A 22,362-nucleotide genomic window follows, 5' to 3' on the forward strand; every position below is an offset into this window, starting at 1 on the left:
TGTTCCGCCCCCGGCCCCTTGGTTCGGCCCGGCCGGGACGTCAATGCACCTGGAAAGGCCCGAGGTTGAGCAGCCCCCGCAGCCCCCGCAGCCCCCGCAGCCCCCGAAGTCCACGCTGTCCGCGCCGCCCACGCAGCCTGCGCGTCCGCGCGGGAGCCGCCCTCGGCGTCCTCGCCCTGCTGCTCGGCGCGAGCGCCTGCGCCACCGGCGCACCCGCTGCCGCGCCGGCGACGGCCGGTGCCGCGAGCCCGGACCGGATCGAGGCGCTGCCCGGGACGCCGACGCCCCGACTGCCCGTCACCGTGCCGTCCGCCGACGGCCGCCAGGTGACCGTCAGCAGCGCCGAGCGGATCATCCCGCTGACCGGGAGCCTCGCCGAGCTGGTCTTCAGCCTCGGACTCGGCGCCAACGCGGTGGCCCGGGACGTGTCCACCACCTTCGAACAGGCCGCGCGGCTGCCGGTGATCACCCAGGCGCACGAGGTCTCCGCCGAAGGCGTGCTCTCGCTGCGCCCCACTGTCGTGCTCGCCGACCGCAGCACCGGCCCGGCCGGGGCGGTCGAACAGATCCGCGCCGCCGGCGTCCCGCTGATCGTGCTGGACGACGCGAAGAAGCTCGACGACATCGGCGCCCGGATCGACCGGGTCGCGGCCGCGCTCGGCGTCCCCGAGGCCGGGGCGGAGCTGAAGTCCCGTACGGCGCAACAGATTTCCGAGGTGCAGGCGCAGATTCCGGTGACCGGCGCGGCCCGGCCCAAGGTGGCGTTCCTCTACCTGCGTGGCAGCGCCTCGGTGTTCCTGCTGGGCGGCCCGGACTCCGGCGCGCCCTCGCTGATCGAGGCCGCCGGCGGCGAGGACGCCGGCACCGCCGCCCACCTCACCGGCGACTTCACCCCGCTCACCAGCGAAGCCCTGGTCAAGGCCGCACCCGACGCGATCCTGGTGATGAGCAAGGGGCTCGATTCGGTCGGCGGCATCGACGGCCTGCTCGCGCTCCCCGGCGTCGCCCAGACCCCCGCCGGACTCGACCGCCGGATCATCTCCGTGGACGACGGACGCCTGCTGTCCTACGGGCCGCGCACCCCGCAGGTGCTGCACGAGATCGCCACCCAGCTGCACCGGGACGCCAAATGACCACGACGCTCGAAAAGCATTCAACTGCTGTTCAGGCAAAGGCGGTTCGCGACCGGAGGCCGCTGCTGCTGGCCGCCCTCGGCGTCGCCCTGCTGGCCTGCGCGCTGCTCGCCGCCGGCACCGGCGCGTACCGGATCCCGCTCGGCGACATCCTCGCCTCGCTTGCCCACCGCGCGCACCTCGGCGGCCACCCGCTGGAGCGGGTCCCCGAATCGGTGCTGTGGAACGTCCGCCTGCCCCGGGTGGTGCTCGCCCTGCTGGTCGGCGCCGCGCTCGGCTGCGCGGGCGCGCTGATGCAGGGCGTGTTCGGCAATCCGCTCGCCGAGCCCGCCGTGATCGGGGTGTCTTCCGGCGGCGCGGTCGGCGCCGTCAGCTGCATCGTGCTCGGCCTGGACGCCCTCGGCAGCTGGACCGTCACCGCCGCCGCGTTCGCCGCCGGACTGCTCACCGTCGGCGTCGTCTACGCGATGTCGCGCAGCGGCGGCCGCACCGAGGTGGTCACGCTGCTGCTCACCGGCGTCGCCGTCAACGCGTTCTGCGGCGCGCTGATCGGCCTGCTGCTGTTCACCGCCGACACCGCCGCGATCAGCCAGGTGACGTTCTGGCAGCTCGGCTCGCTCTCGCAGGCGAGTTGGAGCAAGGTCCTGGCCGTGGTGCCGTTCGCCGCCCTCGGACTCGCCGTCGCCCCGCGCCACGCCCGCCGCCTCGACCTGCTCACCCTCGGCGAGCGCCCCGCCCGCCACCTCGGCGTGGACGTCGAGCGGATGCGGATCGTGCTGATCACCGTGGTCGCGCTGCTCACCGCCGCCGCCGTCGCCGTCAGCGGCATCATCGGGTTCGTCGGCCTGGTCGTCCCGCACCTGCTGCGAATGCTCGCCGGACCGGGCCACCGCTTCCTGCTGCCCGCCTCCGCCCTCGGCGGCGCACTCGTGCTGGTCGCGGGCGACCTCGCCGCCCGCACCCTCGCCGCACCCGCCGAACTCCCGCTCGGCGTCCTCACCGCACTCCTCGGCAGCCCGTTCTTCTTCTGGCTGCTGCGCCGCACCCGACGCCGCCAGGGAGGCTGGGCATGACGGAACTGCTGCACGCGCACGCGATCGGCTGCGCGGTCGGTGGCCGCCCGCTGCTGACGGACGTCGGGCTGACGGTGCGCCGGGGCGAGATCCTCGCACTGCTCGGACCGAACGGTGCCGGGAAGTCCACGCTGCTGTCCGTGCTGGCGGGCGACCGGAGGCCGAGCAGTGGCGAGGTGCGGGTGGACGGTCGTCCGCTCGCCGGGTACCGGTCGGCCGAACTCGCCCGCCTGCGCGCCCTGTTGCCGCAGCACCACGAGGTGTCGTTCCCGTTCGCGGCCGGGGAGGTGGTCCGGATGGGCCGCGCGCCCTGGGCCGGTACCCCCGCCGCGGGCGAGGACGAGCGGGTGGTGGCCGCTGCGATGGCCGCCACCGACTGCGCCCACCTGGCCGCCCGTCCGTTCACCGCGCTCTCCGGCGGCGAGCGGGCCAGGGTCGCGCTGGCCCGGATCCTGGCCCAGGACACCCCGCTGCTGCTGCTCGACGAACCCACCGCCGCGCTCGACCTGCGCCACCAGGAACTGGTCCTGCGGATCGCCCGGGAGCGCGCGGAAGCGGGCCGGGGCGTGATCGTGGTGCTGCACGACCTCACGCTGGCCGCCGCGCACGCCGACCGGATCGCCCTGCTGGACGCCGGCCGTACCGTCGCCGTCGGCCCGACCGGCGAGATTCTGGACGCCGCACTGCTCAGCAGGGTCTACCGGCACCCCGTCGAGGTGCTGGCGCACCCTCGCGGGGGCGCGCCCATCGTGCTGCCCGAGCGCCCCCGCGAAGCAGATTGACGGATCGTCGGCCCGGGGAGATCCACTGCTGGGCGACGACCGACCGGGGGAGATCCGGATCGCGAGGCGGTCCGGGCGGGTGATCCCGCGCCGGCGGCCCACATGTCCGGGCCCGGCACGGGAACGGCCACCAGCAGTAACCGGACCACCCGGAGGCACGGTATGCACCTGACCATGGTTCTGCTGCTCACCCCCCTCGTGCTGGCCGGCGCCGTCAGCGCCACCCGCGCCCCCGCCCGGCGCGGTCGGCACCGCGCCGGGCCGCGCCGTCCGCACCCCTGATCCGCGCCGCCCGTGCCGGTGCGATCGTCGGATCCGATGCTCCGGTTGGCGGTTGCCGGGATGACAAGGGCCGTCAGGGATGCTGGGCCCGGCGGTCGATGAGGGCGGCCAAGCCGTCCAGGATCCGTTCGATGCCGAAATCGAAGGCGTTGTCGCGGCCCTCGCCCGGCTCGGCCAGGGCGGACGCGAGGGCCGGGTAGCGCTCGGCGTGGGCCGCGACCAGCCCGCCGAGCGCGCGCAGCAGCTCGGCCTCCGGCGAACCCTCCCGGGACTGCCGCTGCTGGGCGGCGATCGCCCGCACATGGCCGACCAGCAGAACGGCCGCGTCCATCCGCTCCGCGCCGCTCAGGCCCTGGCCGTCGAGCGCCGCCACCACCCGCTCCAGCCAGGCCAGTTCGCGCGGGCCGGTGAGCCGGGGGCCGGACAGCGCGTCCAGCACCCACGGGTGGGCGGCGAACAGGGCCGCCATCCGGTGCGCCCAGTCGGTGAGTTGGTCCCGCCACGGGGACGCGCTGGGCGGCGGGGGCTCGCCGACGGTGTACTCGACCATCAGGGCGATCAGTTCGGCCTTCCCCGGCACGTACCGGTACAGCGACATCTTGGTGTACGCCAGCAGCCCCGCCACCCGCTGCATGGACACCGCCGCCAGCCCCTCGGCGTCCGCGATCTCGATCCCGGCCCGGGCGATCGACTCCAGGCTGAGGGCCGGCTTCGGCCCCCGGGTCGGCCGGGCCGGTGGGCCCCACAGCAGCCGTACCGCCGCCTCGTGCTCCGCCTGCTCCGGCTGCTTCTCCACGGGCCCTCCCTGGTGCCGTGCCGGGCCCGCCTTGCGCCCGGCCAGAAACTGCGTCTACCGTACACAGCAGCAAATAGTGTCCGCGAGACACACTTTTGCTCCGGGCCCGGGGAGGGCCCGTCGGACCTGCCTTCCGAGGGGGAAACACCATGCAGATCCTGATCTCCGGCGCCGGCATCGGCGGACCGGCGCTCGCCCACTGGCTCGGCCGGTACGGCCACCGGCCCACCGTGGTCGAACTCGCCCCCGCGCTGCGCTCCGGCGGCCAGGCCGTCGACTTCCGCGGGCCCACCCACCTGACGGTGCTCCAGCGGATGGGCCTGCTGGAGGAACTCCGCACGCTCGACACCGGAGGGAACCCGATGACCTTCACTGACCGGCACGGCCGCGTCCGGCTCCGGCTGCCCGCCGACTTCGCCGGCGGCGAGATCGAGATCCCGCGCGGCGAACTCGCCCAACTCCTGCACCGGCACAGCGAATCCACCACCGAGTACCTGTTCGGCAACACCGTCACCGCGCTCCGGCAGGACGACCGGGGCGTCCGGGTGGCCTTCCGGTACGGCCCCGAACGGCGCTTCGACCTGGTGATCGGCGCCGACGGACTGCACTCCCGGATCCGCGCCCTCGCCTTCGGCCCCGAACGGGACTACGTCCGCCACCTCGGCTACTACGCCGCCACCTGGCAGCTCCCCAACACCCTCGGCCTGCCCGCCGGCAGCACCGGCATCAACACCCCCGGCCGGCTCGCCGCCGCCGGCGCCGACCCCCGCGACCCGGCGCGGGCCGGGGCCTTCCTGCTGTTCGCCTCGCCGCAGCTCGACCACGACCGGCACGACACGGAGGCCCTCAAGTCCCTGCTGCAGCAACGTTTCGCCGACCTCGGCCGCCCCGTCCCGCACCTGCTGGACACCCTGCGCGACGCCGAGGACCTGTACGTCGACTCGATCAGCCGCGCCGACGTGCCGAACTGGTCGAACGGCCGGATCGCGTTGCTCGGCGACGCCGCCTGCGGTGCCACCATCGGCGGCATGGGCACCGGCACCGCGCTGGTCGCCGCGTACGTCCTCGCCACCGAACTCGCCCGCGCCGACGGCGACTTCCGCACCGCGTTCACCCGCTACGAGCGGGCCGTCCGCCCCTACGCCGAGCGCTGCCAGCGCGGCGGCGACCGCACCGGCCCCTTCCTCGCCCCGCGCACCGCCGCCGGCCTGCGGGCGCGCAACGCCCTGCTCGGCCGGCGCCGGATCCTCGATCGGATGCTCCAACTCGGCCAGGACGTCGCCACGATGGAGCTGCCGGAGCCCGTGTGAGACCCCGCCGGTGCGGCAATGCGCTTGCCCGCCGTCCCGGGGCTCGCCGAAGATCGTGCGCATGAACCACGTGATACGAGCCACCACTGCCGAGGACTGGCAGGAGGCCAAGGAACTCCGGCTGGACGCGCTGCGCGATCCGGTGGCGAGCATCGCCTTCCTGGCCACCTACGAAGCCGAGGCCGCCAGGCCGGACGAGTTCTGGCGGGACCGCGCGGCAGGCGGGGGCGAACTGCTCGCCCGCCAGTTCGTCGCCGAGCGGGCCGACGGCGGCCTGGACGGATCGGTGACGGTGCTGGTCGAGCGGGCCGGCCGGGACGTCTTCGGCGGGCAGGCCGAGGCCGACCAGGCCCACCTGGTCGGCGTGTTCGTCCGCGCGGAGCAGCGCGGCAGCGGCCTGGCCCGCGCCCTGTTCGACGCGGCGATCGCCTTCGCCGACGGGCTCGACGAGCCCCGGATCTCCCGCGTCCGCCTGTACGTGCACCAGGACAACCGGCGTGCGGAGGCCTTCTACCGGAAGATCGGCTTCATCCGCAGCGGCCGGACCTTCCTCGTCCCCGGTGACGAGTCGGCCGTGGAGTACGAGATGGTCCTCGACCGGCGCGTCTGAGTCTCGACTCACGCTCGCTGCACGGTCGTTGCCGGGCGGTGGGCGAAGGCGCTGCGGTACGCGGCCGGGGTCATGCCGAGCCGGCGGTTCAGGTGCTGGCGCAGGGACTCGCCGGAGCCGAGGCCGCTGCGGTCGGCCACCTGGTCGACCGTCAGCCCGGTGGTCTCCAGCAGTTCGCGCGCCCGCAACAGCCGCTGCTGGAGCAGCCATTGGAACGGTGTGACACCCAGTACCTCGGCCCCGGCGACGCCACATGTCCGACCGCCCGTTCCAGGTGGACGACAGCGACATCCGCGACACCTTCGGCCTCAAGGCCTCGACACTGCGCGAAGCGCTGACCGCCTGACGGTGCCCGGCGCGACGCTGCGCGAAGCGGTGACCGCCTGACGGTGCCCGTCCGGGCCGGGGGCGGGGGGAACGCGGGGCGGGGGAAGCGGGCCATACTTGGGCGATCCATTTGTCGAGAGGCGTCGTCCACATGGCCAAGAACTCCGCCGCACCGCCCGCCACCGCGCGCAAGGCACTGCTCCAACTGACCGGGGTGAGCCGGTCGTACGGCCTCCGGGAGGTGCTCCATCCCGTCGACCTCGACCTGGCGGCCGGTGAGTGCGTGGCGCTGCTCGGGCACAACGGGTCCGGAAAGTCGACCCTGCTGCGGATCGCCGCCGGACGCGACCTGCCGACCAACGGGACCGTCCGCTTCGACGGCCTGGCGATGAACGAGAACGACCCCCGGATACGGGCCCGGGTCGCCGTCGTCGGCGACACCGTCGCCTGCTACCCCGACCTCACGGTGCGAGAACACCTCCTGCTGGTCGCCGTCGCCCACGGCGTCGCCGACGCCGCCGACTGGGTCGAGCAGGTCCTGGAGATGCGCTCGCTCACCGAACGGGCCGACGCCCTGCCCTCCGCCCTCTCCTCCGGCCAGATGCAGGCCCTGCTGCTGGCCTGCGCACTCGTCCGCCCCCGGGACCTGCTGCTGCTCGACGAGCCCGAGCAGCGGCTCGACCCGGAGGCGCGGCGGCGGCTCGCCGAACTCCTGAAGGCGGAACTCGCCGACGGGGTCGCGGTGCTGCTGGTCACCCACCACACCGACCTCGCGCTGGAGGTCGCCGACCGGGTGGTGATGCTGGAGGAAGGACGGATCGTCCGGCAGGGCGCACCCTCCACGGTCCTCGCCGCCTCGGCCGGCGCCCGGTGAGCGGCAAGGCCGTGGCCGAGGACGCCTCGGTCGCCGAATGGACGGCGGACGACGACTGGACCGACGAGGCACTCGCCGTGCTGCGCGCCCTGCGCGCACCGCACCGGCGCAACCGGGCCAAGCAGGCCGCCTTCGCGCTCTACTGCACCGTGCTCATCCTGGTGATCTGGGGCGGCATCCCCAGCTTCGGCCTCTTCCTGCACGCCTCGCTGGGCGCCGACTACACCGGGCACGGCCCCGACCTGCTCGCCGCCATGCCCAGCGGCATCGCCGCCGCCGGCCTCGCGACCCTGCTGCTGGCCGTCCGCGACGGACTGTGGCGCGGACCGGTCGTGCCGCCCCGCGCCACCACCGACTGGCTGCTCGCCCACCCCGTCCGGCCCCGGCCGGTGCTGCGGCCGTGGTTCTGGCTCTCCTGCGGGCTGGCCGTCCTCCCCGGACTGGTGATCGCCGTCGGCGGCATGGTGGCGCTCGGCCTGACCGTGCGCGTCGGCCTGCCCGCGGCCCTCGGCTGGTGCCTGGTCGGCGGGCTCTGCCTGCCGCTGCTGGGCGTCTGCGCCGGCCTGCTGGTTCAGAACAGCCCACCGGCCGCCCGCTGGGCGCGGCGCCTGACCCCCTACGCGGCCGTGCTGATCCTGGCCCTCGCCACGCAGAGCGCGCTGGCCGTCGCCGGCCACCCCGTCCCCTGGCTGGAACGGGTCGAACTCTGGTCCGGCCCGTGGGGCTGGGCGGCCCTCGCCGCGCTGGCGCCCACGCCCGCCGCCGTCCCGGGAGGCATGGTCGCAGCCGTCCTGCTGGCCGTGCCCACCGTGCTGTTCCTGGTGCTCGCCGACCGTGCCGTCGCCACCCTCCCGCTGCCGCTGCTGCGGGAGCGCGCCCGGACGGCCGCCGGAGTACTGGCCGCGCTGCGGACGGTCGAACTGCGCGCCGCGAAGCTGACCGTGGCCGGCGCGTCCGGCGGCGACCGCCAGTTCCGGGTACGGCTGCCCGCACCCCGGCAGCCCTGGCTGATCCTGTACTGGCGGGACGTGCTCTCGCTGCTCCGCGCGCCCGCCCGAGTCGGACGCGCCGTCCTGCTGACCGTCCCGGCCGTGCTCTGCGCCGTGCTGGCGCACGACACCCGGGGCGTGCTCTCCTGGGCCGTCACGGTCGTCGCCCTGACCTTCGGCTACCTGGCCGTCGCCCAACTCCTGGAACCCGCCCGGATCGAGACCGACGACGTCCGCCGCGCGTCCTGGTCCCCGTACCCCTTCGCCGGCCTCATGCTGCGCCACGCGGTGGTACCCACCGCCCTCGGCCTCCTTCTGGCGGCAGCCGGGTCGGTGGCGGTGCTCGCCCTCGGCGGCGGCCCGACCGCCTGGCTCGCCCCGTTCGCGGTTCCACCCCTGGTCGCCGCCGGCCTGGTGAACGCCTGCCGCGGTGCGGCCCGCCAAGACCTGCTCTACCGCTCCGCGGGGGCCGGCGGGAGCGGCGGCGTCGCGTTCTTCACCGCCTGGTACGCCGCAGGCCCGGCCGTGGCCGTACCCGTGCTGGCGCTGCCGTTCTCGGCGGCCCTGCGCAGCGGCTCGGCGGGCTCGCTGCCCCAATCCCTGGCCATCGCGCTGACGGTGACCGTCGCCCTGTTCCACTGGGCGAAGGGCAGAGCGGGCAGACTCCCCGCCCAGGCCCGGCCCGGCACGGTCGGTCGGTCGTAGCGGGTCGCAGGCCGGGAGGCGGCGGGCACGGCCTTCCGGCCCTGCGGTGTGTGGTGGCGTCGTCGCCGCCCAGGGCCGACGGGGTCTCCGGGGTCGCCGGGGTCGCCGGCCGGTCTCGGGCGGTCTCGGCCGGGTTCGGGCCCGGGTGGGGAGTACCCTTATTCCATAGAATTACCGAGAAGGGGGCCGCAGCAATGGCGGACCGGGCCGCGAAAACCGAGCTCTACGAGGCGTTCGCCGCCACCGGGAAAGCCCTCTCCAGCGGCAAACGGCTCGAACTGCTCGACCTGCTGGCCCAGGGTGAACGCACCGTCGACGCACTCGCCAAAGCCGCCGGCCTCAACCTCACCACCGCCTCCGCGCACCTCCAGACCCTCAAGCAGACCGGCCTGGTCGCCACCCGCCGCGACGGCGTCCGCATCCACTACCGCCTGGCGGGCGGGGACGTCGCTCAACTCCTCGACCTGCTGCGCCGGGTCGCCGAACGCCACCAGGCCGCCGTCGCACCCGCCCGGACCGCCTACCTCGGCCCCGAGGCCCCCGACGAGCCGGACGTCGTCACCCGCGAGGACCTGCTGACCCGGATCGCCGCCGGCCGGGCCGTGGCCCTCGACGTCCGCCCCGCCGAGGAGTACGCCGCCGGGCACATCCCCGGCGCGCTCTCCATCCCCGTCGAGGAACTCGTCGAGCGGATCGGTGAACTCCCCGAGGACGCCGAGGTTGTCGTCTACTGCCGCGGCGCGTACTGCGCCCTCGCCTACGACGCCGTCCGACTGCTCACCGCGCGCGGGCGGCGGGCGATCCGGCTGGACGACGGGATGCTGGAGTGGCGGCTCGCCGACCTCCCCGTCGATGCGGGGGAGACGGTGGGTTGACGGCCCGTCGGGGTGGTGGGCGCGCGGTGGGATCGTGGGGGAATTGTGGGTGAGTGGTGGACCTTTGGGGGTTGGCGTCACCTCGGTCGGCCCCGAGCTTCGTCGGTGGAACACCGGGGCCGACCAAGGCCGACGGGCCCCGGGCCGGTGATCGGGGGAGTTCGGGCAGTGATCGGGGGAGCGATCGGGGAAGTGCGGGCCACCGGCCGGGCGGTGGAGGAGTGGTGACGAGCTTTTGCACAGTCGGCAGACAGCATGGCTCGGCAATGATTCCGGTCCTATGATGCAGACACCAAAACGGACCCACAGCCGCCGAAACCGGCCCGAGGGTCCCGAACTTACGGGGTCGGCAGTGCGAGCGGACCTCGGCGGTCCGAGTCGGGGGCGGGCATGTCTCAGCAGATCGTTGTCGATTCGGCGAGTCTCCGGACAGAGGGCAGGAACATGTCCGCCGTCGGCCAGGACTTCCTCGCCGCCCTCCAAAACCTCTCCGGTCGGCTCGAATCGCTCGAACAGGGCGACACACCCCCCTGGGGCGACGACGACCTCGGTGAAAAGTTCGGCATCGTCTACGAGGGCCTGCGCGACGGCATGAAGGAGTCGATGGACTCCCTCGGCACCCGGCTCGGCGAGATCGGCGACAAGTTGCAGGGCATGGCCGACCGTCACGAGGCCAACGAGAGCCGGACCGAGGGCGACATTTACACCCTGGAAGCCCGCGAGGGTGAAGTCGGCGGCCAGATCCGGTCGTTGTACCGGCCGCGGGTCTACTGACCCGCCCGCGCGGCGCGACGGGCGTGCAGCCCGAAGCCGCGCCCGTACCGGCGTCCGCCGCGGGTCGATTGACGGTCCGCTTGTCCGGTGGTCCAGCTGCCTGTTGGTCCGCTCGTCCGTTCGTTTCCGTAAGGCGCAGGGGGTTTGACGAAGTGTCGCTGATGTTGCCGGACAGTGTCGAGTGGGTCCTGGAGATGCTCGGCTTCGACTGGCCGACCGCGGACGAGGACAAGCTCCGGGAGTCCGCGCAGGTCTGGCGGGACTTCGCGGACCAGGTCGACGAGCTCCACTACCGGGGCGTGAGCGCCGCGAACGGTGTGCTGTCGAGCAACTCCGGTGACAGCATCGACGCGTTCGGCAAGACCTGGGAGAAGTTCTCCGGCGGCGGCTCGAACGGCTACCTGGCGGATGCGGCGACGGCGGCCCGGATGATCGCTGTCGCGTTCGACGCGGCGGCCGTCATCGTGGTCACCTGCAAGGTCGCGGTGATCGCGCAACTTGTCGCGTTGGCAGTTGAGTTGATTGCTGCTCAGGCGGCTGCGCCGTTCACGCTCGGTCTGTCGGAACTGGGTGCGGCCGGTGCGACGACCGCGACGAAGATGATCGTGCGGCGGTTGCTGAAGGAACTCCGTCAGGCGCTGATGGAAGCGATCATGGAGACCCTGAAGGAGCCGGCGGTGTCGGCGATCCAGGGCATGATCAGTGACCTGATCGCGCAGACCGTGAACCAGAACTTCGGTGCGCAGAGCGGGTACGACCTGGGGCGGACGGCGAAGCGCGGTGCGGAGGACTTCACTGACGCGGTGAAGAACTCGGGCCAGACCTTCACCGAGGCCCTGCGGGACGGAGTGGGCTCGCGCGCCGGTGGGCATGCGCGCAGTGGCATCGATCACGCGGCCGGGCACGGCGATTCGTCGGGTGGCGGGCATGATTCGAGCGAATCCGGTTCCGGGGGCGGCGAGCGTTCCGGGGGCGAACGCTCGGGGAGTGACCGGTCGGGGAGTGACCGTTCGGGGAGTGGGGGAGGGGACTCGTCGGGTTCGGGCTCGGGCTCGGGCTCGGGTTCCGGGTCCGGGGTGGGTGCCAGTACGGGTGGCGGTGGGTCGGTGCCGTCGAGTGGGCACGTGAACTCGCCGTCCGGGAGCGGGAGTTCGTCCACCGGCGGGCCTTCGCAGCACGGTGGGAGCGGCAGCAACGGTCCGACGCTCAGTTCGTCCGGCAACGCCGATTCGACCGGCAACGGGTCGGACCACGCGTCGAACGGCGGAACCCAGCCCACTCCGCCCCGCCCGCCGCGCGCCGACAACGGCCCGGCACTCGACCCGTTCGGCACCCGGCTCGGCACCGACCACCAGCCCCCCACCCACGACGCCACCCCCGCCCCGTCCTCGCACGACGGCGCGTCGCATGGGGCTGGGCCGGATGTGGGTCGTCCGGCGGGGCATGACGGTTCGTCGCGCGGGGCTGGGCCGGAGGTGGGTCGCCCGGCGGGGCAGGACGGTGCGGGACGTGGGCCTGAGCATCACGGGTCGTCGCAGGATGGCACTTCACGGACAAGTACGGATGGGCGTCCGGCCGGGCATGACGGTTCGCCGCATCGGTCGGAGCCGGATGTGGGTCGTCCAGCGGGGCAGGACGGTTCGTCGCGTGATGGTTCGTCGCAGACGGGTACGGATGGTGCGCCGCATCGGTCGGGGCCGGATGGTGGGCGGCCCGCCGGACACGATGGTTCGTCGCACCGGCCGGATGCTGATTCGGGTCGTCCGGCCGGGCACGAGGGCGCGGGGCATGGGCCTGAGCATCACGGGCCCGCGAGTGATGGCTCGTCGCAGACCGGTACCGACGGTGGGCGTCCGGGTGGGCCCGACGGTCCGTCGCGTGGGCCCGATCACAGGTACCAGCTGTCCTTCGACGAGCATTCGCTGGACGGCGAAGTCGTCAAGGACTCCAACGGTGTCAAGGTCACCCCTGACCAGATGAGTTCCCCCTACCACGGCGGTGCCGCCATCGACTTCGGCGACGCCGCCGACAAGCCGGGCTTCACCGTGCATCAGCCGACCGCGCATCAGCCGGGGGTAGGCGACAGCTTCGGGTCCGAGTCGGTGCGTGGGGGTGATTCGTCCTCGGGCCCGTCGCACGGGGCCACCCCGATTCCCGGGTCGCGGACCGGGGAGGCGCCGAACCACGAGCGGGCCGGGATCGCCGTGAACGAGCCCGCACCCTCGGGCGGGACGCCCGGGCCGCAGCACGCGCCGGGCCCGGACGGGGCGCAGCACGGAGGTTCCGGCGGGGCCGACATGCGGCCGCCTGTCGGGGCCACCGCCTCGGCCGGGGGTGTGCCACCGTTCCGGGGCGGCGAGCAGCGGAACGGTGATTCCGACCCCGGGACGCACACCAGCCAGGTGCCGCCGCGCCTGGACGTGGCCGGCCTCGGTGCCACCGCCACGGCGCCGCCGCCGTCGCACGCCGGTCCCGATCAGCGGCCCGGCGCCGGTGGTGCTCCGACGGCCGGTCCGGACGGTACTGGCGCCGGTGTCGGCGCCGGGGGCGGGGCCGGCGTTCCGGGTGGTGGCATGCCGATGGGCGCTGGTGCGGTGCCGGGCGGCGGCGCTCCGTCCGGTTCGGGCGCGGTCCGGCCGACTTCCGGACCGAGTTCCACCCCGACGGTGCCGGGCCAGGGACCCACCCGCCAGGGCCAACAGCCCGACGGCAACTCCACGTTCACGCCGCGCCCGGCCGCCGACCGCCCCGACCCGCGAGCGGCCTTCGGCCAGCGCTCGGGTGCCGACACGGCCCGCCCCGACACGGCCCGCCCCGACGCGAGCGGCCCTGGCGGAGGACGTTCGGATGCGGCTGCCCGTCAGGACGCGGGTCGGCCGGGCCCGGTGCGCCCCGAGGGCGGGCGCCCGGACACGGCGCGGCCGGACAGTGCACGTCCCGACGCGAGCGGCCCTGGCGGGGGTCGTCCCGAGGCGGCGCGCCCGGATGGCGGACGCCCCGATGCGGGCCGTTCGGACTCGGTCCGTCCCGACACCGCACGGCCGGACACGGCCCGGCCGGACATGGCGCGCCCTGACGTGGCGCGCCCTGACGTGGCACGGCCGGATGCGGGTCGTCCGGACTCGGCCCGCCCTGATGGTGGGCGTCCCGATGCCGGTCGCCCGGATTCAACGCGACCGGATACGGGCCGTCCTGACGCCGGTCGTTCCGACGGTTCGCGTCCCGATGCTGTTCGTCCCGACACAGGTCGCCCAGAGACGGCGCGTCCCGATGCCGGTCGTCCGGATTCAACTCGCCCGGATGCCAGCCGTCCTGACGCTGGTCGCCCGGACGGTTCGCATCCTGATGCGGCACGGCCGGATGCCGGTCGCCCGGATTCAACGCGACCGGATACGGGCGGTCCTGACGCCGGTCGTCCCGACGGTTCGCGTCCCGATGCCGTTCGTCCCGACACAGGTCGCCCAGAGACGGCGCGCCCCGATGCCGGTCGCCCGGACTCAACGCGACCGGATACGGGCCGTCCTGACGCTGGCCGTCCGGACGGTTCGCACCCCGACACGGCCCGCCCGGATGCGGCTCGTCCGGACTCGGCGCACCCCGACACCGGCCACCCCGACGGCGCACGCCCCGACACGGATCGGCCCGACGCGGATCGTCCCGACACCGACCGTCCCGACACCGACCGGCCCGACGCGGGCAGTTCGCACCCCGACGCGTCGAACGCCGACCCTGCACACCCCGCCGACCCCTCGCAGCACGACGGTGCCGCGGACGGCCACGCGCCCCGGCCGGAGGCGCTTGCGGACAGTCGTCCGTACGACACTCCGGGTGGGTTGGACCGGCCGGATCCGCAGCATCAGGTGGATTTGGAGAGCCGGGTGCCGCGGAATCCGGACGGGACGCCGCAGCGGCATCCGGATCCGAACGGGGACTGGCCCGGGGCGGTCAATGGGGACGGGCATCGGGCGCCGGGGCGGGACAACAACTGCCTGGACGTGGCGCTTTCGACGGCCGACACGTACAGCGGGAACCCGACGGCGGCGGCGCCGCGCAGTGATGGTGGGCCGGAGGGCGAGCGGGGCGGCCGGGACCGGGCGGAGAGTCAACTCGGCGCGCCGTTCCGGGACATGGGCAACGGAGACGCGGCGTTCCGCCGGGTCGAGGACCAGTTGCGCGGGGACGGGCACGGCTCGCAGGCGGTGATCATCACGCAGGACGCCAACGGGCGGGCCCACGCGTGGAACGTCGTCAACCACGACGGGAAGATCACCTATCTGGACAATCAGACCGGACAACGCAGCGACCGGCCGCTGCACAACGGTGACCACGGCGTGTTCGCGATCACCCTGGATCCGGACCGCAACCCCACCAACAGCCACGGCACCCCCGACCACGGCACCCCCGACCACGGCACATCCGACCACGGCACATCCGACCGGCGGCCGGAGGACCCGGCCGGCAAGAAGAACAAGGCGGAGGACGACCCCGAGGGCGGCGCGGCCAAGAAGAAGGCGAAGCACGGGGACGGCGACGGAGACGCCGAAGCGGGGCCGTCGCACAGCAACGAGAAAACGCCCCCCAAGACCGACAAGGAGGTCATCGAGGAGCGGCGGGCGAACGACCCCGACCACCCGATCCACGAAGCGGCCCGCAGCGAGGAGAACCTCGGCCCGAAGGAGGGGAAGAACGACACCATCTACAACCTCCCGCCCGACGAGGCCCAGGGCCGGCTGCGGGAGACCAACGACGTCCGCCAGGTCGACATGGACCGCGTCTACGACAACCTGAACGACTGGGCGAGCAGCGGCGATCTCGCCAAGGTGCTGGACGAGAGCAAGGGCAGCGCGGGCACCAACCCGAAGACGTTCAACCGGGCCGACCTGGAGGCCAAGCTGCCCGGGTTCAAGGACATGAACCCGGGCGAGCAGGGCGCGGCGGTCGCCGCCATGGGCCGGATGAGCGACGCGTTCCACCAGAGCCACGGCGTGGGCGCCAGCCCCGAGTCGATGGCGTACCCGTACAACGCCGACCCGCGGGTGGCCGGTACCGCTCCGGGCGAGGCGGACACGGCGAGTCGCGGTGGTGCCGACCACGGCACGTCCAAGGGCGAGGCGGGACTGAAGCAGTCGCAGAACTACCAGGACCTCCGCAAGGACATCAAGGACGCGTTCGGCACACGCAGCATCCAGGCTGCGGTCAACCAGGCCGTGCACCGGCCCGACCTCACCGGCCGCAACTACGCGGTGATCGAGGTGTACGACCCCAAGACGGGGCAGGTCGGCTTCGTGGTGGACAGCTCGGTGCCGCCCAGCAGCCCGCGGGTCGGGGTCACGCCGCTGCACTCCGAGACCCACCTCGGCGGGTGGATGGAGCACCTGAAGGCCACCCGTGGCCAGGAGGACAAGCCGGAGGTGCTCAGCCTCTACACCGAGCGCGAGCCGTGCGGCATCGGCAAAGGTCACGCGGACTGCTCCGGCTATCTGGGGCGTGAACAGACCGGCGTGCCGGTCTACTATGCGACCGGGTACCGCACGGATCCGGCGGCCGGAACGACGCCTGCCGACGGCGGGCTGACGGGCAAGCAGAAGATGGACCGGGACTTCGGCGACCACGTGGCGGAGGTGGGCCGGGCCTGGATGGAGATGGAGCAGAACCGCCAGCCCGGAGTCCCCGGGCCGCCGCAGCTGTGAACGAACATGAGCCAGTGAGCAAGGGAGTGGCCGGATGGCCGGGCGCGACGAGACGGCGGTGACGGAGGCGATCGCCGCCGCCACCGAACGACTGCAGGGCGGCAGCCGGGGTCGGCTCCACGTGACCGGCCCGGCCGGCAGCGGGAAGAGCGCGGTGCTCGCCGGGATCGCCGAGGCCTTCCCGGCGGCCCTCCTGATCGACGTCGCCGGGCGCAGCGCCGACTCCGTGGTGCAGGAACTGATCGACCGCACCGGCGTGTTGCGGCGGCGCGCCTTCGGGACCCTGGACGACCTGGAGCGGGCGCTGCGCCGCGACCGGACGGCCCGCACCGTGCTGCTCGCCAACACCCAGCTGGCGGGCTCGCTGGCCTGCGGCGGCGAGGCCGACCGGGCCCGGGCGGTGGTCGCCGCGCTCGCCACCTCCGCCCAGGAGGGCCGGCTGCAACTGGTTGTCGAACAGTCCCAGCCCCCCGAGCCGCCCCCCGCCGAGCCCACCGCGTACTGGCTGGAGGTCCTTCGTCTGCCGGGCGGGCCGGGCCCGGAGGAACTGGCGGCGCTGACCGCGGCCGCTCCGCCGCAGGCCCTCGCCGCGCTGCGGGCGCTGGCCAACGCCCAGCTGCACCGGGTGCCCGTGGCCGCCTGGGCCGAGCTGTGCCGGGCCGCCGATGTGCCGTTCGGTGAGGCGGAGTTGACGGCCCTCGCGGCCGATCCGCTGGTGCGGGAGCCGGACGGGACGGTCGGCTTCGACCGTCCCGCGCTGGTCGAGGAGTTGCGGTACGCCCCGGCCGAGGCCGCCGCGTTCCACGGCCGGATGACGGACCGCCTGCTGACCACCATCGATCTGACCGCCCCGTGGGCGGCCCGGTCGCTGCCCGGCCACGCGGCCGCCGCCGGATGCTTCGACGAACTGGTCGAGGACGCCCGCGCCCTCGCGCACGTCCCGCAGGACGCGCTGACCGAGGCCCTGCGCACCGCGTACGGCCGCAGCGGCGGCTTCCGGTACGGCACCCCTGCCGCCGCCCTGCGCTACCTCACCGGCTACGGCCTGGCCGGCGCGCCGCACGGCGAGTGGGTCGCCCGGCTCGCTCACGACGCCCACACCCGAGGGCAGTTCGACCGCGCCGAGGCGCTCGCCGCGGCCTGCCCCGAACCGCTGACCTTCCGCACCGTCTGGTCCCGGTGGCGCCCGATCGGCGCGTTCACCCCCCGCACCGAGCCCTGGCACACCGAGGAGATCGACCTGGTGCAGGCTGCCGAACTGCGCGGCACACCCGTCGTCCTCATCGAGGACGAGGAGGAGAACCGCTTCCTCCGTGACGCGGCCACGGGCGCGTCGATCCACCAGGACGGCGACGAACTCGGGCCGGGCAGCGCCGAGTTGACGGTACGCCAGAAAGTCGGCTATGCCGAGATCCTGGACGGCCCCGACGGCGCCCCGCTCGGACTGTTCCACCACCCCGACGCGGACGCCGCCGGCGCCGTCGGCGACCTGCTGGTGCTGGCCGGGGTACGCGGCGCCTACGCCGTCCGGCCGGACGTCAAGCTGCTGCGCGACGCGCCCGAACACCGACTTGTCGCGCTGGTCGGCTCGTTCGGCCGCCAGCTGCCCCGGCCCTACGACCCCGCCGACCTGCCCGACCTGCGACAGCTGCTGGAACAGGCCTTCGGCGCCGGGCAGTTGCACCGGATCGACCCCGTCCCGGACGGCATCACCCACCGGCCGACCCGCGAACTGCTCGCCACCGTCGGCCTGCCCGCCATCGACAGCCCCACCGGCTACTGGCTCACCCCCGCCGACCACCTGCCCGCCCGCCCCTGGCCGGACGGCGTCGAGCCCGCCGGCCGCGGACCGTTCCACCTGCTCGGCGGCTGGCTCGGCGCCGACCTGGTGCTCGACGGCAGCGACGGCCGGGTCCTGCGGATGATGCCCGCCCACTGGCCCGACACCAGCCGCCCCCGCGAGCCGCTGATCGGCACCACCCTGGAACGCTTCCTCACCCTGATCGCCGTCCAGGCCCAGTACCTGTCGGCCTACTGGCCCCGCGAGGCCGACAGCCACGACCTGCTCTCCGAACTCCGCACCCGCCTCGCCGGAATCGACCCCGACGCCGCCGCCACCGACAGCTGGCAGCACGTCCTCGAACCCGACACCTGGGCCTGATCCCTGCCATCCCCTCCCCGCCGCCCCCTCCCCCCGACCGGAGAGACCCGACGTGACCGACACCACCGTCGCGCACCAGCCCCACCCGCACCTCGGCGGCCGGGCGGCAGCGCTGCGCGCCCTGGCGGCCTGGCGGTCCGGCACGGCCGACGCGCCGCGCACGGTGCTGATCACCGGCGACAGCGGCAGCGGCCGCACCCGGCTGCTCACCGCCTTCCTGATGCTCTGCGACCCCGCCCACCGCACCCGGATCGACACCGCCGCCCTCGACCCGGCCACCGTCCCGCCCGCCGAGCTGCCCGCACCCCCCGTCCTCGACGCCACCGGCCTGACGGCCGTCCAACTGCGCTGGCTGCTCGCCGACACCTTCGCCCCCGGCACCGACCGGGCCGACCACCTGCCCGCCGTGCTCGCCGGAATCGGCACCCCCCAGCAGCCACAGGCCGTGGTCGTCGCCGACATCGACCGGGCCGGCCTGCTGACCGGCACCGACGAGGCCGCCAAGGTCACCACCGAAGTGCTGCTGCCACTCGCCCTCAACCCCGGCGTCCGCCTGCTCGCCGACCTGCCCCGCGCCGAGGCCGACCGGCTCGCCGAGGACATCCCCGACGGCCAGGTGCAGATCCTCGACCTCGACCAGGACCCGTGGCGCGACCCGGACGCCCTGCTCCGACAGGCCGAACTCGCCGTCCCCACCCCCACCGTGGCCCGCCAGCTGGCCGCCGTCGCCGGCACCCCGCTGGTGGTCCGGCTGGCCGGCTGGTCCGTCCAGGCCCACCCCACCGGACCACTGCCGCTGCCCCGCAGCCCCGGCGACGCCCTCGACCTGCACGCCGAACGCTGCGGCAGCGACGAACTCGCCCTGCGCCGCCTGCTCGCCCCGCTCGCCCTGGCCGGCCCCGGCGAACCCCTGCCGTTCCACCTGTGGGCCCCCGTCGCGTCCGCCGTCGCCGGCAAGGACCTCGGCCCCGCCCTCGCCGCCGGACGCGACCTGCTGCTGCCGTTCTTCGACCTCGCCGCCACCGAGGACGGGACACCCGGCGCCCGCATCGTCCACCCCGCCGTCGCCGAGGAGATCCGCGAACGCCTCGGCCGCACCGCCCGCGAAGTCCACCGCCGGATCGCCACCGCCCTGCTCGCCACGCTCGACGCCGACCGGCCCGGACGCTGGGCCGACGCCCCCCGCTACGTCCGCGAACAACTCGCCGGACACGCCCTCCACGGCGGCCTGCTCGACCAACTCCTCACCGACCCCGGCTTCCTGCTGCACGCCGAACAGCACCGGCTGCGCGCCGCCGTCGACCGGCTCGACGCCGCCGCGCTGCCGCCACTCGGCCGCACCTGGCTGCGCCTCGCCCCGCTGTTCGCCCGCCAGGAACTCGACGTCGAACTGCGCGCCGCCCTGCTCGACCACGCCGCCCGCCAGGACGGCCTGCCCGGCCTCGACACCACCGGCCTGGACGTGCCCTGGCACACCCTGTGGGCCCGGCCGCTCACCGGCGTCGGCGCCGTCACCGCCGCCGTCCGCCCCGACGGCAGCCACCTGCTGGTCGCCCACCGCCCGGGCCGGCAGCCCGAGTTGGCGGTCTACGACGCCCGCTCCGGTGAACCCGACACCACCGACCCCGAGCAGCTCGCCCGCCCCGGCGACGAGCAGCGCGCCACCGGCACCCTCGCGCTCAGCACCGGCAGCGACTACGTCCGGCTCTGGTCACGCAACCCCCTCGACGGCACCGTCACCGGCCCGATCGCCGCGTTCCTGTCCGCCGCACCACTGGCGGGCGCCGACGTCACCCCCGACGGCCTGCTGCTGATCGCCGACGCGCACGGCGTCGCGGCCCTGCAACCGGCCGGCCGGTGACCGGTACCCGTCCACTACTGTGAACACCGACCAACCGGCTCCGAAGGAGAACGACCGCGTGACGACCCGCGAACAGGCCATCGAGACGGCCCACCAGTGGATCAACGGCGCCCGGCCCGAGGAGCAGTGGCACCGGATCGGCGTGCACGAGTTCGACCTCGGCTGGGTGCTCTGGCCGATCCCCGACGCCGAACCCGACCGGCCCGTCGGCGAACGCCGCGCCCCCGCCGAGATCGGCACCGCCTGCGCCGTGGTCGACCGGGAGACCGGTGAACTCACCCACTGGCCGTCGGTGCCCGTCGAGGAGGTCGTCCAGCTCTACCGCGACAAGCTCGGCGCGGGCAGTTACGACCCGTCCCGCCCGCCGGTGGTCGGCCCCGGCACCTCCGTCGTCCTCACCTACCGGGACGCCGCCGGCGAGCAGCAGAGCCTGTTCCAGCTCTCCACCCCCGGCGCCGGACACCCCGAGGTCCGCGCCTGGCGCACCCTCCAACAGCAGGGCGTCCGCCCCGAGGACGTGCTGTCCGTCTACACCGACCTGCGGCCCTGCGAACTGCCCGGCGGCTACTGCGCGCCCGTGCTGCTCGCCGAACTCCCCAACGCCACCTTCGACTTCGGCCACGCGTACGGCCCGCGCTACGACCGCCGGGCCGCCGCCGTCCGCGCCCTCACCGACGCCACCGAGGCCACCTTCAGGCGGGCCGGGCGCCCCGCCCCGCCGCGTCCCAACCGGATCCCGTTCCCGCGTGCCGTGCCCGCCGCCGCCCCCGAGAGCGACCGCGAACTCGGCGCCCGGCTGGACGCGCAGTTCGGCGCCGAGCGGATCCACCGCGTCACCGGCGCCGCGCCCGCCGACGGCCCCGCACCCGCCGCACCCGCCGCCACCGCGGCCACGTTGGCCGAGGCCGGGCTGCCCGCCGAGGTCCCCGGGTTCTTCCACCACCGCCCCGGGCTGCCCTCGGTCGCCGCGCACCTGGCCGCGACCGGCCGCGGCGCCCGCGTGCCCGAGCGGACCCGCGCCCTGCTCGCCTCCTACCTGGTCCTCGGCGACGACGGCCACGCACTGATCGCCGTCCAGTGCGGCGACGGCGGCACCGGCACCGGTGCGGGCATCGGCCGGATCTGGGCCGTCGACCCCGACACCGGCACCGGCCGCTACCTCAACACCGACCTCGCCGCATACCTGCGCTGCCTCTCCCTGCTCGCCACCCGCCACCCCGCCCTGCGCGGCCTCGACCCGCAGGCCGCCGGGCTCGCCGTGGACGCCTTCCAGCGCGAACTGGCCGCGCTCGACGGCACGGTGTTCGGCGACCCGGAGAACTGGTGGGCCGTCATCGTCGAGCAGCTGTGGGACGGCCTGCTCTGAGCGACCGTCAGTACCCCGGCGTCATTGCCCTGCCCGTCAGTGCCCCGGCGTCAGTACCCCGGCGGCAGGGTCGCCACCGCGAGCGCGACGGCTTCTTCGGCGGTGGCGGCCGGGCCCGCGTCGCTGACCAGGAAGGTCCCGTCGCGCAGGGGCTCGATGGCCGTCCGGCCGACCGGCTGGTACGGGTACTTCGGTGTGGCGGAGAACCACAGCGTGAAGTGACTGGTCACCGGCGTCAGTCGGCGCAGCCTCGGCTCGCCGAACGCCGCCTCGAACAGCGCCCGGTAGCCGGGCGGTTGGTAGTGGGGTGCCTGGGTGTCGAACCGGCCCAGCCGCTGACGCCAGACCAGCTCCGCCTCGTCCAACGGCTCGCTTTCGTGGGCGAACGCCCAGTCGTGCACGACCAGGAACGGCGTGGCCGCTCGCGCCGCCGCCAGGTCGGCGCCCGCCAGCCAGGCCACCACCGCGCGCACCGCCGCCGCGAGGTCCGGGGCGTGTCCGTTGGCGAGCGTCACTCCGCCGCGGGCCAGTGAGACGGACGGCCCCGCGTCCGGAGTCCAGTCCCGGATCCACGCCCGGTCGCCGGTCGCCGCGTCATGGAAGTTGGCGTAGGCGGGGCCGAACCTCTCCGGCGCGGGCAGTGCCAGCCCCTGGTCGGCGGCGATTTGATCGAGAACGGCCCTGAAGTCGGCAGTGGCGGGTGTGTCGGTCATGGCGCGCAGTGTAGGGGCGCGGGTGCGAACGTGCCTGGCGG

16 protein-coding genes are annotated in these 22,362 nt (G+C 74.5%); 13 read left to right on the plus strand and 3 right to left on the minus strand.

Annotated elements, in window-relative coordinates; genetic code table 11:
- Positions 1-65 precede the first annotated feature (65 nt).
- Genes ACZ6R9_RS27890 through ACZ6R9_RS27900 form a run of 3 tightly spaced genes read left to right on the plus strand, consistent with a single transcriptional unit; the run spans position 66 to position 2,988 of the window.
- Complete coding sequence (locus ACZ6R9_RS27890) at positions 66-1,133, plus strand: heme/hemin ABC transporter substrate-binding protein (RefSeq protein ID WP_465541053.1); 1,068 nt, start codon at positions 66-68, stop codon at positions 1,131-1,133.
- A complete protein-coding gene (locus ACZ6R9_RS27895; protein ID WP_465541055.1) occupies positions 1,130-2,206 on the plus strand; it encodes a FecCD family ABC transporter permease in 1,077 nt (358 codons plus the stop codon). Before ACZ6R9_RS27890 ends, ACZ6R9_RS27895 begins: the two co-directional genes overlap by 4 nt.
- Positions 2,203-2,988, plus strand: coding sequence for a heme ABC transporter ATP-binding protein (locus ACZ6R9_RS27900; protein WP_465541057.1), 786 nt, complete (start codon positions 2,203-2,205; stop codon positions 2,986-2,988). Before ACZ6R9_RS27895 ends, ACZ6R9_RS27900 begins: the two co-directional genes overlap by 4 nt.
- A 355-nt stretch (positions 2,989-3,343) precedes the next feature.
- Here ACZ6R9_RS27900 and ACZ6R9_RS27905 read toward each other — a convergent pair whose 3' ends face one another.
- Positions 3,344-4,066 carry a TetR/AcrR family transcriptional regulator gene (locus ACZ6R9_RS27905; RefSeq protein WP_465541059.1) on the minus strand — a complete coding sequence of 241 codons (723 nt, stop codon included), beginning with the start codon at positions 4,064-4,066 and terminating at the stop codon, positions 3,344-3,346.
- A 149-nt stretch (positions 4,067-4,215) separates the two neighbouring features.
- On the opposite strand from ACZ6R9_RS27905, the gene ACZ6R9_RS27910 reads away from it, so the two are divergent.
- Both ACZ6R9_RS27910 and ACZ6R9_RS27915 read left to right on the plus strand, forming a co-directional pair.
- Positions 4,216-5,376: an FAD-dependent monooxygenase gene (locus ACZ6R9_RS27910; RefSeq protein WP_465541061.1), complete on the plus strand. Its 1,161-nt coding sequence runs from the start codon at positions 4,216-4,218 to the stop codon at positions 5,374-5,376.
- A 61-nt stretch (positions 5,377-5,437) separates the two neighbouring features.
- Positions 5,438-5,986 carry a GNAT family N-acetyltransferase gene (locus ACZ6R9_RS27915; RefSeq protein WP_465541063.1) on the plus strand — a complete coding sequence of 183 codons (549 nt, stop codon included), beginning with the start codon at positions 5,438-5,440 and terminating at the stop codon, positions 5,984-5,986.
- A gap of 8 nt (positions 5,987-5,994) precedes the next feature.
- Here ACZ6R9_RS27915 and ACZ6R9_RS27920 read toward each other — a convergent pair whose 3' ends face one another.
- Positions 5,995-6,216 carry a helix-turn-helix domain-containing protein gene (locus ACZ6R9_RS27920; RefSeq protein WP_465541273.1) on the minus strand — a complete coding sequence of 74 codons (222 nt, stop codon included), beginning with the start codon at positions 6,214-6,216 and terminating at the stop codon, positions 5,995-5,997.
- A gap of 248 nt (positions 6,217-6,464) precedes the next feature.
- Here ACZ6R9_RS27920 and ACZ6R9_RS27925 point away from each other — a divergent pair, with 248 nt between their 5' ends.
- The 8 genes from ACZ6R9_RS27925 to ACZ6R9_RS27960 all read left to right on the plus strand — a co-directional run bounded on the left by ACZ6R9_RS27925 (position 6,465) and on the right by ACZ6R9_RS27960 (position 21,608).
- Complete coding sequence (locus ACZ6R9_RS27925) at positions 6,465-7,187, plus strand: ABC transporter ATP-binding protein (RefSeq protein WP_465541065.1); 723 nt, start codon at positions 6,465-6,467, stop codon at positions 7,185-7,187.
- Entirely contained in the window at positions 7,184-8,881 is a 1,698-nt protein-coding gene (locus tag ACZ6R9_RS27930; RefSeq protein ID WP_465541067.1) for a hypothetical protein, read from the plus strand. The genes ACZ6R9_RS27925 and ACZ6R9_RS27930 overlap by 4 nt, the downstream gene beginning before the upstream one ends.
- Positions 8,882-9,075: 194 nt before the next feature.
- Positions 9,076-9,756, plus strand: a complete 681-nt coding sequence (locus tag ACZ6R9_RS27935; RefSeq protein WP_380478447.1) for an ArsR/SmtB family transcription factor — start codon at positions 9,076-9,078, stop codon at positions 9,754-9,756.
- Between the two features lie 444 nt (positions 9,757-10,200).
- Entirely contained in the window at positions 10,201-10,530 is a 330-nt protein-coding gene (locus tag ACZ6R9_RS27940) for a hypothetical protein (RefSeq protein ID WP_380478446.1), read from the plus strand.
- Between the two features lie 161 nt (positions 10,531-10,691).
- Positions 10,692-16,220, plus strand: coding sequence for a toxin glutamine deamidase domain-containing protein (locus tag ACZ6R9_RS27945; RefSeq protein ID WP_465541275.1), 5,529 nt, complete (start codon positions 10,692-10,694; stop codon positions 16,218-16,220).
- Between the two features lie 34 nt (positions 16,221-16,254).
- Positions 16,255-18,381 carry an SUKH-4 family immunity protein gene (locus ACZ6R9_RS27950; protein ID WP_465541070.1) on the plus strand — a complete coding sequence of 709 codons (2,127 nt, stop codon included), beginning with the start codon at positions 16,255-16,257 and terminating at the stop codon, positions 18,379-18,381.
- Between the two features lie 52 nt (positions 18,382-18,433).
- Positions 18,434-20,242 (plus strand): P-loop NTPase family protein, encoded by a 1,809-nt coding sequence (locus tag ACZ6R9_RS27955; RefSeq protein ID WP_465541072.1) that lies wholly within the window; start codon positions 18,434-18,436, stop codon positions 20,240-20,242.
- Between the two features lie 58 nt (positions 20,243-20,300).
- A complete protein-coding gene (locus tag ACZ6R9_RS27960) occupies positions 20,301-21,608 on the plus strand; it encodes an SUKH-4 family immunity protein (RefSeq protein WP_465541074.1) in 1,308 nt (435 codons plus the stop codon).
- 50 nt (positions 21,609-21,658) lie between these two features.
- Here ACZ6R9_RS27960 and ACZ6R9_RS27965 read toward each other — a convergent pair whose 3' ends face one another.
- Positions 21,659-22,321, minus strand: a complete 663-nt coding sequence (locus ACZ6R9_RS27965; protein ID WP_465541075.1) for a DUF6193 family natural product biosynthesis protein — start codon at positions 22,319-22,321, stop codon at positions 21,659-21,661.
- Positions 22,322-22,362 lie beyond the last annotated feature (41 nt).

This window comes from Kitasatospora sp. NPDC048662, assembly GCF_055587065.1.

Excerpts from the sequence above, each read along its gene's own strand:
- ACZ6R9_RS27895 (WP_465541055.1), top strand. The coding sequence starts at position 1,130 with ATGACCACGACGCTCGAAAAGCATTCAACTGCTGTTCAGGCAAAGGCG.
- ACZ6R9_RS27900 (WP_465541057.1), top strand. The coding sequence starts at position 2,203 with ATGACGGAACTGCTGCACGCGCACGCGATCGGCTGCGCGGTCGGTGGC.
- ACZ6R9_RS27910 (WP_465541061.1), top strand. The coding sequence starts at position 4,216 with ATGCAGATCCTGATCTCCGGCGCCGGCATCGGCGGACCGGCGCTCGCC.
- ACZ6R9_RS27915 (WP_465541063.1), top strand. The coding sequence starts at position 5,438 with ATGAACCACGTGATACGAGCCACCACTGCCGAGGACTGGCAGGAGGCC.
- ACZ6R9_RS27925 (WP_465541065.1), top strand. The coding sequence starts at position 6,465 with ATGGCCAAGAACTCCGCCGCACCGCCCGCCACCGCGCGCAAGGCACTG.
- ACZ6R9_RS27935 (WP_380478447.1), top strand. The coding sequence starts at position 9,076 with ATGGCGGACCGGGCCGCGAAAACCGAGCTCTACGAGGCGTTCGCCGCC.
- ACZ6R9_RS27940 (WP_380478446.1), top strand. The coding sequence starts at position 10,201 with ATGTCCGCCGTCGGCCAGGACTTCCTCGCCGCCCTCCAAAACCTCTCC.
- ACZ6R9_RS27945 (WP_465541275.1), top strand. The coding sequence starts at position 10,692 with ATGTTGCCGGACAGTGTCGAGTGGGTCCTGGAGATGCTCGGCTTCGAC.
- ACZ6R9_RS27950 (WP_465541070.1), top strand. The coding sequence starts at position 16,255 with ATGGCCGGGCGCGACGAGACGGCGGTGACGGAGGCGATCGCCGCCGCC.
- ACZ6R9_RS27965 (WP_465541075.1), bottom strand. The coding sequence starts at position 22,321 with ATGACCGACACACCCGCCACTGCCGACTTCAGGGCCGTTCTCGATCAA.